Annotated in this window: 17 protein-coding genes and 1 tRNA gene; 16 read left to right on the top strand and 2 right to left on the bottom strand. The window is 66.0% G+C overall.

What is annotated here, in order from left to right:
- Nucleotides 1-241 precede the first annotated feature (241 nt).
- The 16 genes from ACFQUV_RS10305 to ACFQUV_RS10230 all read left to right on the top strand — a co-directional run bounded on the left by ACFQUV_RS10305 (nt 242) and on the right by ACFQUV_RS10230 (nt 14,568).
- The gene (locus ACFQUV_RS10305; protein ID WP_107396068.1) at nt 242-2,227 is read left to right on the top strand and encodes a conjugal transfer protein TraG; all 1,986 of its coding nucleotides are present in this window, start codon (nt 242-244) and stop codon (nt 2,225-2,227) included.
- A gap of 8 nt (nt 2,228-2,235) precedes the next feature.
- On the top strand, nt 2,236-2,670 hold the full coding sequence (locus tag ACFQUV_RS10300; RefSeq protein ID WP_107396069.1) for a CopG family transcriptional regulator: 435 nt from the start codon (nt 2,236-2,238) through the stop codon (nt 2,668-2,670).
- 175 nt (nt 2,671-2,845) lie between these two features.
- Nucleotides 2,846-3,391: a DUF5710 domain-containing protein gene (locus ACFQUV_RS10295; protein ID WP_129609377.1), complete on the top strand. Its 546-nt coding sequence runs from the start codon at nt 2,846-2,848 to the stop codon at nt 3,389-3,391.
- A gap of 294 nt (nt 3,392-3,685) precedes the next feature.
- Nucleotides 3,686-4,618, top strand: a complete 933-nt coding sequence (gene trbB / locus ACFQUV_RS10290) for a P-type conjugative transfer ATPase TrbB (protein WP_342749183.1) — start codon at nt 3,686-3,688, stop codon at nt 4,616-4,618.
- A complete protein-coding gene (locus tag ACFQUV_RS10285; RefSeq protein WP_107396071.1) occupies nt 4,615-4,947 on the top strand; it encodes a TrbC/VirB2 family protein in 333 nt (110 codons plus the stop codon). The genes trbB and ACFQUV_RS10285 overlap by 4 nt, the downstream gene beginning before the upstream one ends.
- Nucleotides 4,947-5,207, top strand: coding sequence for a VirB3 family type IV secretion system protein (locus tag ACFQUV_RS10280; protein WP_107396072.1), 261 nt, complete (start codon nt 4,947-4,949; stop codon nt 5,205-5,207). Before ACFQUV_RS10285 ends, ACFQUV_RS10280 begins: the two co-directional genes overlap by 1 nt.
- Before the next feature lie 9 nt (nt 5,208-5,216).
- Nucleotides 5,217-7,655 (top strand): conjugal transfer protein TrbE, encoded by a 2,439-nt coding sequence (trbE, locus tag ACFQUV_RS10275; protein ID WP_107396073.1) that lies wholly within the window; start codon nt 5,217-5,219, stop codon nt 7,653-7,655.
- Complete coding sequence (trbJ, locus tag ACFQUV_RS10270) at nt 7,652-8,413, top strand: P-type conjugative transfer protein TrbJ (protein WP_107396074.1); 762 nt, start codon at nt 7,652-7,654, stop codon at nt 8,411-8,413. The genes trbE and trbJ overlap by 4 nt, the downstream gene beginning before the upstream one ends.
- 22 nt (nt 8,414-8,435) lie before the next feature.
- Complete coding sequence (gene trbK-alt / locus ACFQUV_RS10265; RefSeq protein ID WP_107396075.1) at nt 8,436-8,735, top strand: putative entry exclusion protein TrbK-alt; 300 nt, start codon at nt 8,436-8,438, stop codon at nt 8,733-8,735.
- A gap of 5 nt (nt 8,736-8,740) precedes the next feature.
- Complete coding sequence (gene trbL, locus ACFQUV_RS10260; RefSeq protein WP_107396076.1) at nt 8,741-10,087, top strand: P-type conjugative transfer protein TrbL; 1,347 nt, start codon at nt 8,741-8,743, stop codon at nt 10,085-10,087.
- Complete coding sequence (gene trbF, locus ACFQUV_RS10255) at nt 10,087-10,770, top strand: conjugal transfer protein TrbF (RefSeq protein WP_107396077.1); 684 nt, start codon at nt 10,087-10,089, stop codon at nt 10,768-10,770. The genes trbL and trbF overlap by 1 nt, the downstream gene beginning before the upstream one ends.
- Nucleotides 10,767-11,816: a P-type conjugative transfer protein TrbG gene (gene trbG / locus ACFQUV_RS10250; RefSeq protein WP_107396078.1), complete on the top strand. Its 1,050-nt coding sequence runs from the start codon at nt 10,767-10,769 to the stop codon at nt 11,814-11,816. Before trbF ends, trbG begins: the two co-directional genes overlap by 4 nt.
- A complete protein-coding gene (locus ACFQUV_RS10245; protein ID WP_107396079.1) occupies nt 11,813-13,039 on the top strand; it encodes a TrbI/VirB10 family protein in 1,227 nt (408 codons plus the stop codon). The genes trbG and ACFQUV_RS10245 overlap by 4 nt, the downstream gene beginning before the upstream one ends.
- A gap of 3 nt (nt 13,040-13,042) precedes the next feature.
- Complete coding sequence (locus ACFQUV_RS10240) at nt 13,043-13,285, top strand: DUF2274 domain-containing protein (RefSeq protein ID WP_107396080.1); 243 nt, start codon at nt 13,043-13,045, stop codon at nt 13,283-13,285.
- Nucleotides 13,286-13,511: 226 nt separating this feature from the next.
- Nucleotides 13,512-14,375 (top strand): exonuclease domain-containing protein, encoded by an 864-nt coding sequence (locus tag ACFQUV_RS10235; RefSeq protein ID WP_107396101.1) that lies wholly within the window; start codon nt 13,512-13,514, stop codon nt 14,373-14,375.
- A gap of 4 nt (nt 14,376-14,379) precedes the next feature.
- Nucleotides 14,380-14,568, top strand: coding sequence for a DUF2274 domain-containing protein (locus ACFQUV_RS10230; protein ID WP_107396102.1), 189 nt, complete (start codon nt 14,380-14,382; stop codon nt 14,566-14,568).
- Here the strand turns inward: ACFQUV_RS10230 and ACFQUV_RS10225 are convergent.
- The gene (locus ACFQUV_RS10225; protein WP_245896992.1) at nt 14,541-15,440 is read right to left on the bottom strand and encodes a LysR family transcriptional regulator; all 900 of its coding nucleotides are present in this window, start codon (nt 15,438-15,440) and stop codon (nt 14,541-14,543) included. The two genes, ACFQUV_RS10230 and ACFQUV_RS10225, sit on opposite strands and share 28 nt — an antisense overlap.
- 400 nt (nt 15,441-15,840) lie before the next feature.
- Nucleotides 15,841-15,915 (bottom strand) — tRNA-Gly (locus tag ACFQUV_RS10220).
- Nucleotides 15,916-15,959: the final 44 nt, after the last annotated feature.

The raw sequence follows: 15,959 nt of genomic DNA, 5'->3' as shown, positions 1-15,959 counted from the left end.
GGGACCCCGTGGGTAGCGGCCGCATTGAAGGCCGGTCATGAAGCGGATGCGACCCGACGAGGTTCGCATTGGGTCATGGCTTGTCGCAGGACTGACTGCGAAGATGCAATCGACAATAGCATCGTTCTACGCCATTTCCTGTATTTCTTCGCCCCGGCACGCTACGACCCAATCATCGTTGCTATCGTCTTGAAACCATCCTGTCCCGCGCCCGACCTATTCTCCGGAAGGAGAAAGAAGGGTGTCCGCGACCAAAATCCTCTGGGGTCAGATTCTCGTCGTCTTTCTCATCGTGCTCTCCACGACCTGGGCCGCGACGCAGTGGACGGCCTGGCAGCTCGGCTTCCAGCCGCAGCTCGGTCGGCCGTGGTTCGAACTCGCCGGGTGGCCTGTATACTACCCGCCTGCCTTCTTCTGGTGGTGGTACTTCTACGACGCCTATGCGCCGGAGATTTTCGTCGAGGGCGCGTTCATCGCCGCGTCCGGCGGCTTCATCTCGATCGCAGTGGCGATCGGCATGTCGGTCTGGCGCGCCCGCGAGGCGAAGAATGTCGAAACCTACGGTTCGGCCCGATGGGCGCGACCGGAAGAGGTGAAGGCCGCCGGTCTCCTCGGACCCGACGGCGTCGTGCTCGGCAAGCTTGATCGCGCCTATCTGCGTCACGACGGTCCGGAGCATGTGCTTTGCTTCGCGCCAACCCGTTCCGGCAAGGGTGTCGGCCTCGTCGTGCCGTCACTGCTGACCTGGCCGGGCTCGGCAATCGTCCACGACATCAAGGGCGAGAACTGGCAGCTCACCGCCGGCTTCCGATCGCGACACGGTCGGGTGCTGCTGTTCGACCCGACCAATGCGAAGTCGGCTGCCTACAATCCGTTGCTCGAGGTCCGTCGCGGCGAATGGGAGGTGCGCGACGTCCAGAACATCGCCGACATTCTGGTCGATCCTGAAGGCTCGCTGGAGAAGCGGAACCATTGGGAAAAGACCAGCCACGCGCTTCTCGTCGGTGCGATCCTGCACGTGCTTTACGCCGAGCCCGACAAGACGCTGGCGGGCGTTGCCGCGTTCCTCTCGGACCCGAAGCGGCCGATCGAGTCGACACTAGCAGCCATGATGAAAACCCCACACCTTGGCGACGCCGGTCCGCATCCGGTGATCGCCAGCGCCGCGCGCGAACTCCTCAATAAATCCGACAACGAGCGCTCGGGCGTGCTGTCCACCGCCATGTCATTCCTCGGCCTCTACCGCGATCCTGTCGTCGCCGAGGTCACGCGCCACTGCGATTGGCGTATCACCGAAATCGTCGGCGGCGCGCAGCCGACCACGCTTTATCTCGTCGTGCCGCCTTCCGACATCAACCGCACCAAACCGCTGATCCGACTGATCCTCAACCAGATCGGCCGGCGGCTGACGGAGGACCTGCAGGCCAAGGCCGGACGGCATCGATTGCTGCTGATGCTTGACGAGTTCCCCGCCCTTGGCCGCCTCGACTTCTTCGAAAGCGCACTCGCCTTCATGGCAGGCTACGGCCTTAAGAGCTTCCTGATCGCGCAGTCACTGAATCAGATCGAGAAGGCCTACGGCCCGAACAACTCGATCCTCGACAACTGCCATGTCCGTGTCGGTTTCGCCACCAATGACGAGCGCACGGCAAAGCGCGTGTCCGATGCTCTTGGCACGGCGACGGAAATGCGGGCGATGAAGAACTATGCCGGACACCGTTTATCGCCTTGGCTCGGCCACCTCATGGTTTCGCGCTCGGAGACCGCACGGCCACTGCTGACGCCCGGCGAGGTGATGCAGCTCCCGCCTGCCGACGAGATCGTCATGGTCGCGGGCACGCCACCGATTCGGGCGAAGAAGGCCCGCTACTATGAGGATGCCCGATTCCAGGAACGCATCCTGCCGCCACCGGCGCTGGAGAGGCCCAAGGCGGCCAAGGTCGACGAATGGAGCAGGCTGCCACTGCCGCCGCGTCCCGAAATCGAGGAGGCGCCGCCGCGCGACACCCGGGACGATGACGATCCGACCGGATCGGAACGCCGGCATCAGCCCGAATTAAGCAAGGCGAAGACGATTGAGAAGAAAGAGCCGATCGACAACGAATTCGCGCCCGATCCGGATGATGACATGGAGGACGATGCCGCGCGCGTCAGCCGGATCAACCAGCGCATGCGTCAGGTCGCCCGCCAGGCCTCGCTCGATCCCGGCGACGGCATCGAGATGTGAGACCGCCCATGAAGAAGCCTCCGAAGAAGCAGCGTCTGTCGGTCTATCTCGATCCCGACGTCATGAAGAACCTCGCCGACTATGCCGCGCGGCGCGACCATTCCCGTTCGTTGATCGCCGAGGCCGCGATCGCCTCCTTCCTGTCGCCCGACGCCGCCGAGCGGCAGGAAGCCGCGACCACCAGACGCCTCGACCAGCTCGACCGCCGGATGACCCGGATGGAACGCGACCTCGGCATCGCCGTCGAGACGCTCGCGGTCTTTGTCCGCTTCTGGCTGACGACCAACCCGCCACTGCCGGAGCCGGCACAGGCGGCCGCCCGTGCCAAGGCCGGCGAGCGCTATGACGCCTTTGTGACCGCCCTCGGCCGGCGTTTAGCCAAGGGGCCGAAGCTCCGGCAGGAGATTTCGGAGGACGTTGGCGGCACACAAGAAACGGAATAGTCGGGATGGCGATCATCGCGCTGGTCATCCAGTCGGGCCGCCCCACGAGATGCGCTGACGTTTCCATGTCTCAGGCCGATAGTCGTCTCTTTGATTCCCAAGTGTCGATGTATCTGGATTTTCCGATAGAATGGGGAACGACTCTGCATCGAAAGCATGATGAAGACTTGACGAGATGGGCAGCGACGACTGGCGAAACAGCACCGATCAAAACGTCTACGAGATGTGTGTCGCCAATGGAGGCCCCGGCTTCTGGATACGCCGGACGACATGGGGCGCGACCTGTGCGCGCATTGTCGGTATTGGTCCCATGACGAAGCCCGGCCCATACTTCGGCAACCCTTCCGTTTTGATGGACGTCTATAGCTTGGTCGGTGAGTTGAAAGAGGGTCTGGCGCAAGTACCGGTGCCAGGCACATACAAAACCTGGCGAAGAATTCTTGCGCCGCCGTGGGCCGGGCAAGGCGACTTGCGGTCGCTCGACGACCCCGCCATCGACGCGGGTCTCCAAGCCCTGGATAGAAAACGCCATAGAGCATCGGGAAAGGCCCAAAGCGAGGAGGAACGAGTGTTTCTTTCGGTGCCCTTCTCGCGCAAGGAGGAGGCCAAGCAACTCGGGGCGCGCTGGTCACCGGCGGAGAAGCTTTGGTGGCTTCCGGCAAGCAACGAACCGGCACTCTCCCAAGCACGTGCCTTGGGTTTTCTTCCCGGCAACATCTGAACAGACGGCAAGCGGGGCTTTCGGAACTAACATTGCCGGATTCGGTCGCGCGCGCGTCCATCCTTCCATCGCGAAAGACGTCAGGTGCTGATCTCGCGCGATAGGTGCTCTCGCCGTTTCCCTGTCTTTCTTCGCCACATCACTACTACGCCCACGGCCTTGTTGCCGTGGCCCAACTTCTGCCTCTTCTAATCATCCCCGATCCAGGGCCGCGCGTCTGCGGCCCCGCAAAAGAACGGGGACAACGTGGCGGTTTCTCAGGCAAGATCCGAGGCGATATCGCGGGGTGCGCGCATGCTCCGCACCGCGCTCGGTTCCGCCATAACAGGCTTCCTGGAAGACCCGTCGATCGTCGAGGTGATGCTCAACCCCGACGGGCGGCTCTGGATCGACCGGCTTTCCGAGGGTCTCTCTGATACAGGGGAGCGGCTGTCGCCGGCCGATGGCGAGCGGATCGTCCGGCTCGTCGCCCATCATGTCGGCGCCGAGGTCCATCCAGGCGCTCCGCGCGTTTCGGCCGAACTGCCCGAGACGGGGGAACGGTTCGAGGGGCTGCTCCCTCCCGTGGTCGCCGCGCCCGCCTTCGCCATCCGCAAGCCCGCCGTCGCCGTGTTCACGCTCGACGACTATGTCGCCGGCGGAATCATGGTCGCCGATCAGGCCGCGATCTTGCGCCGGGCCGTTGCCGAACGCCGGAACATCCTGGTCGCCGGCGGCACCTCGACCGGCAAGACGACGCTCACGAACGCATTGCTGGCGGAGGTGTCGAAGACGTCCGACCGCGTGGTGCTGATCGAGGACACACGCGAACTGCAATGCGCCGCGCCGAACCTCGTGGCGCTGCGCACCAAGGATGGCGTCGCTTCGCTTTCCGATCTCGTGCGCTCGTCGCTGCGCCTGCGCCCCGACCGCATCCCGATCGGCGAGGTGCGAGGGAGCGAGGCGCTGGATCTCCTCAAAGCCTGGGGTACCGGCCATCCGGGCGGGATTGGCACCATTCATGCCGGCAGCGCCATCGGCGCACTGCGCCGGCTCGAGCAGCTCATCCAGGAAGCCGTCGTCACCGTGCCCAGAGCGCTGATTGCCGAGACTATCGATCTCGTGGCCGTCCTCGCTGGCCGCGGCTCATCCCGCCGCCTCGCCGAACTCGCCCGCGTCGATGGGCTCGATGCGTACGGCGATTACCGCGTCACCCCCGCAGTCCAAGCCACAGGAGATCCCGCATGATCCACTGCCTTTCGCGTATCCGCCGTCCCGTCGCGACGGCGGTCTCCGTCGCCTTCCTCAGCATGATGCTGGCGCCGGCCGCCCATGCCTCCGGTTCGTCGATGCCATGGGAGGCGCCGCTCCAGTCGATCCTTCAGTCGATCGAGGGGCCGGTCGCCAAGATCATCGCCGTCATCATCATCATCGTCACCGGCCTGACGCTGGCCTTCGGCGATACCTCGGGCGGCTTCCGCAGGCTGATTCAGATCGTGTTCGGCCTGTCGATCGCGTTTGCGGCCAGCTCGTTCTTCCTCTCCTTCTTCTCCTTCGGCGGCGGGGCGCTCGTCTGATGGACGAGATCCCCGGATTCTCCGTCCCGGTCCACCGGGCGCTGACCGAGCCCATCCTGCTCGGCGGCGCCCCGCGCTCGATCGCCATCCTGAACGGGACGCTGGCAGCGGCGCTCGGCCTCGGCCTGCGCCTGTGGCTGGTCGGGATCGGCCTCTGGGCCGTCGGCCATTTCGCTGCGGTGTGGGCGGCCAAACGCGATCCGATGTTCGTCGACGTGGTGCGCCGGCATCTGCGCATCCCCGGCCATCTGAGCGTGTGAGGCCGGCCCATGATGAACCTCGCAGAATATCGTCGCACCGCCGCCCGTCTCGCGGACTTTCTGCCCTGGGCCGCGCTCGTGGGTGAAGGCGTCATCCTCAACAAGGACGGCAGCTTCCAGCGCACGGCGCGCTTTCGTGGTCCCGATCTCGACAGCGCCGTCCCGGCCGAGCTGGTCGCGGTCGCAGGGCGGCTCAACAACGCCTTTCGCCGCCTTGGCTCAGGCTGGGCGCTTTTCGTCGAAGCCGAGCGCCATCCCGTTGGCGCTTACCCGGCGAGCCGCTTTCCCGATCCGGCATCGGCATTGGTCGACGCCGAGCGCAAGGCGAATTTCGAGGAGGACGGCGCGCATTTCGAGTCGAGCTACTTCCTGACCCTCGTCTACCTGCCGCCGGCCGAGGACGCTGCGCGCGCCGAGACCTGGCTCTACGAGGGCCGCGAACAGACCGGCATCGACCCTCACGAGGTTCTGCGCGGCTTCGTCGATCGCACCGACCGCATCCTTCAGCTCATCGAGGGCTTCATGCCCGAGTGCGCCTGGCTCGACGACGCCGAAACCCTGACCTACCTGCATGGCTGCGTCTCATGTCGGCGCCACCGCGTCCGCGTCCCCGAAATTCCGATGTATCTCGACGCGCTGCTAGCGGATCAGCCGCTCACCGGCGGCCTCGAACCGCGCCTCGGCAACGCGCATCTGCGGGTCCTGACGATCGTCGGCTTCCCGACCGCAACTACGCCCGGCATCCTGGACGAACTCAACCGGCTCGCCTTTTCCTATCGCTGGTCGACGCGCGCCGTCCTGCTCGACAAGACCGACGCCACCAGGCTGCTAACGAAGATCCGGCGGCAGTGGTTCGCCAAGCGCAAGTCGATCGCCGCCATCCTCAAGGAGGTGATGACCAACGAGGCCTCGGCGCTGGTCGACACCGATGCGGCGAACAAGGCCGCCGATGCCGATCTCGCGCTGCAGGAGCTCGGGCAGGATTTCGCGGGGCAAGCCTATGTGACGGCCACCGTCACCGTCTGGGACGACGATCCCCGGATCGCTGCCGAAAAACTGCGGCTCGTCGAGAAGGTCATTCAGGGCCGCGACTTCACGGCGATGCCGGAGACGATCAACGCCGTCGATGCCTGGCTCGGCTCGCTGCCCGGCCACGTCTACGCCAATGTCCGGCAGCCGCCGGTCTCGACGCTCAACCTCGCCCACATGATCCCGCTGTCGGCGGTATGGGCGGGGCCGGAACGGGACGAGCACTTCGCTGCTCCCCCCTTGCTCTTCGGAAAGACCGAGGGCTCGACCCCGTTCCGGTTTTCCCTTCACGTCGGCGATGTCGGCCATACCCTCGTCGTCGGCCCGACCGGCGCCGGCAAGTCGGTGCTGCTGGCGCTGATGGCGCTCCAGTTCCGGCGCTACGCGCAAGCCCAGGTTTTCGCGTTCGATTTCGGCGGTTCGATCCGTGCTGCGGCGCTTGGCATGGGCGGTGACTGGCACGACCTCGGCGGCGGGTTGACCGAAGGTGCGGAGACGTCCGTCTCGCTGCAGCCACTCGCGCGCATCCAGGACGTGCCGGAGCGCGCCTGGGCGGCCGACTGGATCGTCGCGATCCTGATGCGCGAGGGCATCGCCATCGATCCGCAAGTCAAGGAGCATCTCTGGTCGGCGCTGACCTCGCTCGCCAGCGCACCCGTCGGCGAGCGGACGATCACGGGGCTCGCCGTGCTGCTGCAATCGAACGATTTGAAGCAGGCGCTCAGGCCCTATTGCGTCGGCGGCGCCTACGGGCGGCTGCTCGACGCCGAGGCGGAGCATCTTGGGCATGCCTCGGTACAGGCATTCGAGACCGAAGGACTGATCGGCACCGGCGCGGCGCCGGCCGTGCTCGCCTATCTCTTCCACCGCATCGAGGACCGTCTCGACGGCAGCCCGACGCTGCTGATCGTCGACGAAGGCTGGCTCGCCCTCGATGACGAGGGCTTCGCCAGTCAGCTCCGCGAGTGGCTGAAGACGCTGAGGAAGAAGAACGCTTCCGTCGTCTTTGCCACGCAATCGCTCTCCGACATCGACGGCTCGGCGATCGCGCCAGCGATCATCGAGAGCTGCCAGACCCGGCTGCTGCTGCCGAACGAGCGGGCGATCGAGCCGCAGATCGCGGCCATCTATCGCCGCTTCGGGCTCAACGACCGGCAGATCGAGATCCTCGCCCGCGCCATGCCGAAGCGCGACTATTACTGCCAGTCGCGGCGCGGCAACCGGCTGTTCGAGCTGGGCCTGAGTGAGGTCGCGCTCGCGCTCTGCGCCGCGTCATCCAAGACCGACCAGGCCGCCATCGCGCGCATCCTCGATAGCGAAGGCCGCGACGGCTTCCTTGCCGCGTGGCTGCGCCACAGCGGCGTCGCCTGGGCCGCCGACCTCATTCCCGACCTCACCAACCTGGAGATCAAGCCATGATTATCCGTCGATCCCGCGCGGTGTTTCTCGCCGCGACCATCTTGGCGCTGCCCATCGCCGCCTCTCCCATTTTCGTGCAGCCGGCGGCCGCCGCCTGGATCGTCTACGATCCGACCAACTATGCGCAGAACGTGCTGCAGGCAGCGCGGGCGCTGCAGCAGATCAACAACCAGATCACCTCGCTTCAGAACGAAGCGCAGATGCTGATCAATCAGGCGCGCAACCTTGCCAGCCTGCCTTATTCGTCGCTCCAGCAGCTCCAGCAATCGGTGCAGCGCACCCAGCAGCTCCTGAATCAGGCCCAGAACATCGCCTTCGACGTGAGCCAAATCGACCAGGCGTTCCAATCGACCTACGGCAACGCCTCGCTCACGGCTTCGGACCAGCAACTCGTCACCCAGGCGCGCGAGCGCTGGCAGAATACCGTCGCCGGGCTTCAGGATGCGATGCGCGTCCAGGCGGGTGTCGTCGGCAATATCGACACCAACCGCGCGCAGATGTCGGCGCTCGTCGGCCAGAGCCAGAATGCTGCCGGCGCGCTGCAGGCAACTCAGGCCGGCAACCAGCTTCTTGCGCTCCAGGCGCAGCAGCTCGCCGACCTGACCGCCGTGGTCGTCGCCAACGGGCGGGCGCAGGCACTCTCCGAAGCCGAGCGTGCCGCAGCCGCCGAACAGGGCCGCGAGCAGCGCCGGCGGTTCCTGACGCCGGGCGTCGGCTACCAACCCGGCAATGCCCGCATGTTCCAGAACGGCAATTGAGGCCCAGCAAGAGGATCGTGTCATGGACGGCAAGATGCTGGCCCGCCTCGGCGCCATCGTGTTCGTCGCGGTGGCGATCACCGCGACGGCGATCGAGCTGACCCGTGAGGAGGAAGAGCCGGCCGCCCGGTCTGAGAGACCGGCCGGGACATCCTCGGCCGATCCGCTCCGCGACGAATTGCGGCGCTGTCAGCGCCTCGGCGAGGCGGCGACCCGCGACCCCGCCTGCCTGCGCGCCTGGGCGGATAACCGCGAGCGCTTTCTCGCACCCGGCTCATCGCCCGCCGTCCCGCCGTCGGCATCACCTTCAGAGACGCGATAGGCATCATGGGCGGGACCGGCGTCATCGACCATTTCCTCGAGGTCTTCACCCGCTACATCGACAGCGGGTTCGGTCTGCTTGGATCCGAGGTCGCGTTCATCGCGACCACGCTGATCGTCATCGACGTGACGCTGGCCGCGCTGTTCTGGAGCTGGGGCGCCGACGACGACATCATCGCCCGGCTCGTCAAGAAGACCCTGTTCGTCGGCGTCTTCGCCTACATCATCTCCAACTGGAACAATCTCGCCCGCATCGTCTTCGAGAGCTTCGCCGGCCTCGGCCTCAAAGCCTCGGGCACCGGCTTCTCGACCGCCGATCTCCTGCGTCCCGGCAGGGTGGCGCAGACCGGCCTCGATGCAGGCCGGCCGCTGCTCGACTCGATCTCCGACCTGATGGGCTACTGGTCGTTCTTCGAGAACTTCATCCAGATCGCCTGCATGTTCCTCGCCTGGGCGCTGGTGCTGCTCGCCTTCTTCATCCTCGCCGTCCAGCTTTTCGTCACGCTCATCGAGTTCAAGCTGACGACGCTCGCCGGCTTCGTGCTCATTCCCTTCGGGCTCTTCGGCAAGTCGGCCTTCATGGCCGAACGGGTGCTCGGTAATATCATCTCGTCGGGCATCAAGGTTCTCGTGCTCGCCGTCATCATCGGCATCGGCTCGACGCTCTTCTCCGAATTCACCGCCGGCTTCAGCGGCGCGACGCCGACCATCGACGAGGCGATGGCGATCGTGCTCGCCGCGCTGTCGCTGCTCGGCCTCGGCATCTTCGGCCCCGGTATCGCCAATGGTCTCGTCTCCGGCGGCCCGCAACTCGGCGCGGGCGCCGCAGTCGGAGCCGGCCTCGCCGCCGGCGGTGCGATGGTGGCGGCGGGAGCGGCAGGCAGCATGGCGCTTCGCGGAGGCGCGGCCGCCCTGTCCGGTGGAGCCGCCGCCGCGCGGGGCGGGGCCGCGCTCGCGGGCGGCGCATCGACCGCCTACAGCCTCGGCGCCGCTGGCCAGACGGGCGCCGCGAGTGTGGCTTCCGGCCTTGGCGCCGTTGCCCACGCGGCGGGCGGCGCGGCCATATCGCCCCTTCGCCGCGCGGCAACGCGCGCCTCCCAAGCCGTGAAATCGAGCTTCGCCGAGGGCGGCAAGTCAGCCCTCGAATTCACGGGCGGCACTTCCACCATGGGCACGATCGGCGGGGGAGCGGCCGAGCCGCCCGCACGAGCTGACGGTCCGCCGGATTGGGCCAGGCGGATGAGGCGCTCCCAGACCATGAGTCACGGCGTTTCCGCCGCCGCGCACGCCGTCCGCGCCGGCGACAGCCATGGCTCGGGCTCTTCCATCAATCTCTCCGAAAGTGATCGCTGATGTTCAAACGACCATCCACCCATTACGGCAGGACGCCCGCGCCGGAAACGCCCTACCAGAAGGCCGCGCAGGTGTGGGACGAGCGCATCGGTTCGGCGCGCATCCAGGCGAGGAACTGGCGGCTGATGGCCTTCGGCTGCCTGATCCTCTCGGCCGGATTCGCCGCGGCCCTCGTCTGGCAATCGGGGCGCGGCACCATCGTCCCCTGGGTGGTGCAGGTCGACAATCTCGGTCAGGCGCAGGCGGTGGCCCCGGCGGTTGCAGACTATCGACCGACCGACCCTCAGATCGCCTGGCACCTAGCCCGCTTCATCGAACAGGTCCGCTCGATTCCCGCCGACGCAATCATCGTGAGGCAGAACTGGCTCCGCGCCTACGACTTCACCACCGACCGGGGCGCGATGGCGCTCAACGATTACGCCCGCTCGAACGACCCCTTCACCAGGGTCGGCAAGCAGCAGGTCGCCGTCGACGTCTCCAGCGTTATCCGGGCATCGCCCGAGTCTTTCCGCGTCGCCTGGACCGAGCGCCGTTATCAGGACGGCTCGCTCGCCGAGACCTCGCGCTGGACCGCCATCCTCACCGTCGTCGTGCAGCCGCCGCGCGACACCGAGAAACTCCGGGCCAACCCGCTCGGCATCTATGTCAACGCCATCAACTGGTCACGGGAGCTTGGGCAATGAAGCGGCATTTCCACAAAGCCGGAAACACGGCTTTCCCCACAATCGCATTTCCGCCCTTGCGCAAATCCGTGGCTCCGCTTCTGCTGCTTTGCACGACCGCGCTCGCCGGTTGCGCGACGACGCACAGGCCGCCCGAAATTTCCTATGACGACGCAGCACCGGCGACGCTGCGCACCGATCCGCCCGCGCCGGTGCAGGTGGTGGAACTGCCGAAGCCCTTGCCGTTGCCGGGGCAGATGAAGCCGGTGGATGAGGCGCGGCGCACGCCCGAGCCGGCCGATCCCGCCGCGCGGGTCAACCAAGCGAATGCGGCCGCGCGCGTGCAGCCGGTACGCGACGGCTTCATCAACGCGATGCAGGTCTATCCCTTCACGGGAGGAGCGCTCTATCAGGTCTATACCGCCGTTGGCCAGATCACCGACATCGCCTTGCAGCCGGGCGAGCAGCTCGTCGGCTCCGGTCCCGTCGCCGCCGGCGACACCGTGCGCTGGATCATCGGCGATACGGAGAGCGGATCGGGCGCGACGAAACAGATCCACATCCTGGTGAAGCCGACACGCGCCGACCTCACCACCAATCTCGTCATCAACACCGACCGGCGCACCTACCATATGGAACTGCGCTCAACGGAGCGGACCTACATGGCCTCGGTCTCCTGGCAATATCCGCAGGACCAGCTCATTGCGCTCCGCCGGCAGAATGCCGAGGCCAAGGCCACCCAGCCCGTCGCGACCGGGGTCGATCTTGCCAACATCAATTTCCGCTATGCGGTCGAAGGCGACCGGGCGCCGTGGCGACCGTTGCGCGCCTATGACGACGGCCGGCAGGTCTTCATTGAGTTCCCGCGCGGGATCGGCCAGGGCGAGATGCCGCCGCTGTTCGTCGTCGGGCCGGAGGGCAACAGCTCGGAATTGGTGAATTACCGCGTGCGCGGCAATTACATGATCGTCGACCGGCTGTTCGCCGCCGCCGAACTGCGCTTCGGCGCCGGTAGTTCCCAGAAGCGCGTCCGCATCGTGCGCACCGATGGGAGGCCCGCGTCGTGAGTGACAATGATCCCCAGAAAGAGGAAGGGGCAGAGCCTGACGAGGCTCGGCCGCTGACCGGCGAGCCCGCGGCGCCGCCCGCCATGCGTCTGCGCGCCGAGCCGCCGCGCGTCACGCGGCTGTCGCCGAAGGTGCTGGCCGGAATCGGTCTCATCGCTTGCGCCGGCATCGGCGGCGCGCTGATCTACGCGCTCCAGACCCGCGACGACGGCAGCCGAGCGCAGGAGCTCTACTCGACCGAGAACCGCACGACGGCGGATGGCCTTGCCGGGCTGCCGCGCGACTATACCGGTCCGATCCTGGGACAACCGCTGCCCGGCGATCTCGGCCGCCCGATCCTCGACGCACAGAACCGCGGCCAGACCGTCCCGGTGCCCGGAACGGCGGCGCCGGGCCCGGGCATCAGCGCCGAAGAACAGCGGCGGCTCCAGGAGATCGAAGCCGCTCGCACGAGCCGGCTATTTGCTGCGACCGAGACCCGCCCGCCTTCAGCCGCGAGTTCCGATCCCGCATCGTCCAATCAGCCGGTCCTGCCCGACCTCGCCAGTCTGGGCCTGGCGCCGCAGCCGGCGACACCCTCGGCGCAGGAGCGGCAGCTCGCCTTCCTCAATGCGGCGGTCGACCGCCGCACCGTCTCGCCCGACCGCATCGCCGCGCCTGCGTCTCCCTATGTGCTCCAGGCGGGCGCCGTCATCCCGGCGGCCTTGATCACCGGCATCCGCTCCGACCTGCCGGGCCAGATCACCGCGCAGGTGACGGAGAACGTCTATGACAGCCCAACCGGCCGGCTGCTACTCGTGCCCCAGGGCACCCGACTGATCGGCCAGTACGACAACGGCGTCGCTTTCGGCCAAAGGCGCGTGCTCCTCGTCTGGAACCGCCTCATCATGCCGAACGGCCGCTCAATCGTGCTCGAGCGCCAGCCGGGTGCGGACGCTGAAGGCTATGCCGGCCTCGAGGACGGCGTCGACTATCATTGGTGGGACATCGCCAAGGCGGCCGCGCTCTCGACCCTGCTCGGCGTCGGCGCGGAACTTGCCGCCGACGACAATGATCGCCTGATCAGCGCCATTCGCGGCGGCGCGCAGGACACGATCAACGATGCCGGCCAGCAGATCGTTCGGCGCCAGCTCAATGTGGCGCCGACGCTGACCATCCGGCCTGGCTTTCCGGTCCGCGTGGTCGTTACGCGCGACCTTGTCCTCGAACCCTATGGCGGATGATCCATGGCGAAACTGAAACTCGGCCCCATCGCCGACGACCGACCGGTCAAGCTCACCATCGAGCTCCCCGCCGCGGTGCATCGAGACCTCGTCGCCTATGCCGAGGTCCTGGGCCGGGAGACGGGGCAGCCTGTCGGCGAGCCGGCCAAGCTCATCGCCCCAATGGTGGAACGCTTCATGGGGACCGATCGCGCGTTCGCGAAGGCGCGGCGGAAACCTGAGTCGCCATTGGACAGCAAGGGATAGCGTTCTTCGAGCAGCTTAAGGAAATGCGCCAGCGCCGGATTGTCGTTGTCGTCTTGCCAGTAGGCGGCATAGCTGATCCGGCTCGGGCCGTCGCCGTCGCCGTCGCCGTCGCCCGCGCCGCACATCAGGCTGATACGACTGAGAAGGAAGGTCTTATCCTTGAGGCCGGTCCAGCATGTGTATATTTCTCAAGTCACAGGCGGAGAATAGCGAGGGGGACGTGCCAATGAACTTCGTGGCAATAGACGTGGAAACCGCCAATGCAGATATGGCGTCAATCTGCTCTATCGGAGCCGTGAAATTCGAGCGTGGCAAGATTGTCGGCGAATGGTACTCGCTGGTCGATCCGCAAGATTACTTCGACGGCATCAATGTCTCTATCCATGGCATCGACGTGGACATGGTGAGGGGCGCGCCGACCTATGCGGAAGCGTCGCGGACACTTCACGACATGCTTCGGGACGCCGTTGCCGTCACCCATACCCACTTCGACCGGGTCGCCACGCACCAAGCGTCAAACCGATGGGCTGTTGCAGAGCCAACCTGCACATGGCTCGACTCAGCCCGTGTTGCCCGTCGCACCTGGGCGGAGTGCGCCAGCAGCGGCTACGGTCTCGCGGACGTTTGCAGGCTGATCGGATACGAGTTCCAGCACCACCATGCCCTGGAGGATGCGAAGGCGGCCGGACACATCCTTCTGACTGCGATGCAGAAGACCGGCCTCGACCTCGACGGCTGGCTATCCCGGGTTCGGCAGCCCATCGATCCATCCTCCAGTAGCGCTGGCGCTGCTATCCGGCGCGACGGCAACCCGGACGGTCCGCTGTTTGGGGAAGTGATCGTGTTCACCGGGGCGCTTGCGATTCCGCGTCGTGAAGCCGCCGATCTAGCTGCATCGGTAGGGTGCGAGGTTGATTCCGGCGTCACGAAGAAGACGACGCTGTTGGTGGTGGGCGACACCGACGTGCAACGCCTCGCTGGGCACGAGAAGAGTTCCAAACATCGCAAGGCGGAGGAGCTGGCCAGCAAGGGCTTCCCCATCCGCATCATCCGAGAAACGGACTTCCGCGAGCTCGTGGCCCTGGCCTGAGCCCATCGAGCTTCCCGCCGCGGAGCATCGCGACATCGTCGTCTATGCCGAGGTCCTGGGCCGGGAGACGGGCCAGCCTGTTGGTGGGCCGGCCAAGCTGATCGCACCGATGGTGGAACGCTTCGCGGCGACCGATCGCGCGTTCGCGAAGGCGCGGCGAAAACCTCAGTCGCCATTGGACAGCAAGGGATAGCGTTCTTCGAGCAGCTTGAGGAAATGCGCCAGCGCCGGATTGTCGTTGTCGCCTTGCCAGTAGGCGGCGTAGCTGATCCGGCTCGGGCCGTTACCGTCGCGCGCCTCGCGATAGACGACGCCCACATAGCTGGCGCCAATGCATGCCTCGCACATCAGGCTGACGCCGAATCCCGCGCCGACCAGGCTCTTGATGTTCTCGCGGCTGATGTCATGGCTGATGACCTTCGGCCGCTCGCCGGGCGCGGCGAGTTTCGCCAAAAGGATGTCCTGGATCTCCGGTCCCGGATCGCGCTGGCTGAGGAGGAAGGTCTCGTCCTTGAGATCCGTCCAGTAGACGATGTTGTTGCTCGCCAGCCGGTGGCCTTCGGGCAGCGCGACCATGACGCGCTCGCTCCACAGCGGCATGGCCTTCATATTGCGTGCGGTCGGCTCTCCGGTGACGATGGCGACGTCGAGCGTGCCGCGCTCCAGGCCGGCGAACAGGCTCCTCCGCGTTCCCTCGATCGTCTGAATGTCCACCTTCGGGAAGCGGGCCGCGTACTCCATCAGGCTGGCACGAAGATTTCCGGCCGAGAGCGACGTGTAAAACCCGATGGTGAGCTGGCCGGATTCGCCCTTGCCCATGTCTTTGGCGGTCGCCGCCATATGGTCGACGGTTTCGACAAGATGGCGGGAGGTCCGCAGCACTTCGGCGCCGGCGGTCGTCAGGCGCACACCGCCGCTGGTTCGCTCGAACACTTTGACGCCCAGACGGTCTTCCATCTGCCGAATGCAGCGGCTCAGTGTCGACTGCTTGACACCAAGTTCCTCAGCCGCGCGTCTGAAGCTCCTGAAATGAGCAGCGGCGACCGCATAGCGTAGATGTCTCAGTTCGATACCCGCTGCCAGCGATCGGAACTCCTCCTAGCGCTTCCGGCCCCGCCCAGCCTGGCGTCACCGGGAGACTGATGTTCGGCCGATGCGCGACCGTTTCAACGGTATGCCCTAGACACGCCGGAATTGTGTCGCACCCGGACTGCGCAACCGACTCGGATCGTCAGCCGCTGACAGGAGTATAATCCGATGAGTCTCCGAACGCTAATGAGAAGCATTCGCATATGTCGGCGACGGTTGGTTCGCTTGTCAGCAGACCGCCGTCTGCGCGCTACGGCATCCGGCGACTTTCGTCCTGCTGCCTAGATTGCACCTAGATCACAACCGACAGGGGCCGCTCTAAGCAAAAACGGCCCCGAAGGGCCGTCTTCAAGCGCTTGATTTTTCTTTGGAAAATTGGAGCGGGCGAAGGGATTCGAACCCTCGACCCCAACCTTGGCAAGGTTGTGCTCTACCCCTGAGCTACACCCGCATCCTGCGGCGGCACCGCCACCGGGGCGCATCTCTACCCAAACT

Source organism: Rhodoplanes sp. P11 (genome assembly GCF_964266735.1).
GTDB classification, from domain to species: Bacteria; Pseudomonadota; Alphaproteobacteria; order Rhizobiales; family Xanthobacteraceae; genus Rhodoplanes; species Rhodoplanes serenus.
This window is presented reverse-complemented; position numbering and strand designations above follow the sequence as displayed.

What these genes read in the sequence shown, in the direction of transcription:
- ACFQUV_RS10280 (WP_107396072.1), top strand. Translation starts at nt 4,947, where the DNA reads ATGGACGAGATCCCCGGATTCTCCGTCCCGGTCCACCGGGCGCTGACC.
- trbK-alt (WP_107396075.1), top strand. Translation starts at nt 8,436, where the DNA reads ATGGACGGCAAGATGCTGGCCCGCCTCGGCGCCATCGTGTTCGTCGCG.
- ACFQUV_RS10300 (WP_107396069.1), top strand. Translation starts at nt 2,236, where the DNA reads ATGAAGAAGCCTCCGAAGAAGCAGCGTCTGTCGGTCTATCTCGATCCC.
- trbB (WP_342749183.1), top strand. Translation starts at nt 3,686, where the DNA reads ATGCTCCGCACCGCGCTCGGTTCCGCCATAACAGGCTTCCTGGAAGAC.
- ACFQUV_RS10240 (WP_107396080.1), top strand. Translation starts at nt 13,043, where the DNA reads ATGGCGAAACTGAAACTCGGCCCCATCGCCGACGACCGACCGGTCAAG.
- trbF (WP_107396077.1), top strand. Translation starts at nt 10,087, where the DNA reads ATGTTCAAACGACCATCCACCCATTACGGCAGGACGCCCGCGCCGGAA.
- trbG (WP_107396078.1), top strand. Translation starts at nt 10,767, where the DNA reads ATGAAGCGGCATTTCCACAAAGCCGGAAACACGGCTTTCCCCACAATC.
- ACFQUV_RS10285 (WP_107396071.1), top strand. Translation starts at nt 4,615, where the DNA reads ATGATCCACTGCCTTTCGCGTATCCGCCGTCCCGTCGCGACGGCGGTC.
- trbJ (WP_107396074.1), top strand. Translation starts at nt 7,652, where the DNA reads ATGATTATCCGTCGATCCCGCGCGGTGTTTCTCGCCGCGACCATCTTG.
- trbL (WP_107396076.1), top strand. Translation starts at nt 8,741, where the DNA reads ATGGGCGGGACCGGCGTCATCGACCATTTCCTCGAGGTCTTCACCCGC.
- ACFQUV_RS10235 (WP_107396101.1), top strand. Translation starts at nt 13,512, where the DNA reads ATGAACTTCGTGGCAATAGACGTGGAAACCGCCAATGCAGATATGGCG.
- trbE (WP_107396073.1), top strand. Translation starts at nt 5,217, where the DNA reads ATGATGAACCTCGCAGAATATCGTCGCACCGCCGCCCGTCTCGCGGAC.
- ACFQUV_RS10295 (WP_129609377.1), top strand. Translation starts at nt 2,846, where the DNA reads ATGGGCAGCGACGACTGGCGAAACAGCACCGATCAAAACGTCTACGAG.